The organism is Amycolatopsis thailandensis, from assembly GCF_002234405.1.
GTDB classification, from domain to species: Bacteria; Actinomycetota; Actinomycetes; order Mycobacteriales; family Pseudonocardiaceae; genus Amycolatopsis; species Amycolatopsis thailandensis.
In genome coordinates, this window is the sequence record NZ_NMQT01000270.1 from 1 (window position 1) to 500 (window position 500).

Annotated in this window: 1 pseudogene; it reads left to right on the top strand. The window is 69.0% G+C overall.

The window, feature by feature from the left end:
- Window positions 1–500 (top strand): annotated as a pseudogene (locus tag CFP71_RS42245) (ThiF family adenylyltransferase); the annotation flags it as partial.

A 500-nucleotide genomic window follows, 5' to 3' on the forward strand; every position in this document is an offset into this window, starting at 1 on the left:
CGAGCCCGATCGCGACCTGTGGCGGCCGACCCTGCTCACGGCCCGCGACGCGATGGACTTCCAGTCCCTGACGGCGTTGCTGGCCTACGGCGACGTTCGCGAGATCCACGACACGATCGACGAGCAGTTGACCGAACTGGTCCGCAGCCGCGACCCGTCCTGCCGGGACGAGGACGAGATCCAAGTCAGGAAACGGGAACAGCTGGCCGGGCTGGCGCTCTGGGAGTACGGCACGTGGGTCTGGTACCCGTGGTCGCGGCGGCTCGTGCACGTCCTGCCGCGCGACGAGTTCCGGCTCGTGCGCACGGATCGCAACCGCGGCAAGATCGACCGGCCGGAACAGCGCCGCCTGTTCGGCAAGCGGATCGGGATCATCGGGCTTTCGGTCGGCAACAGCGCGGCGCTCACGCTCGCGCTCGAAGGCATCGGCGGCGCCTACAAGCTGGCGGACTTCGACGACTTCAGCCTCTCGAATCTCAACCGGCTCCGCGCCGGTGTGC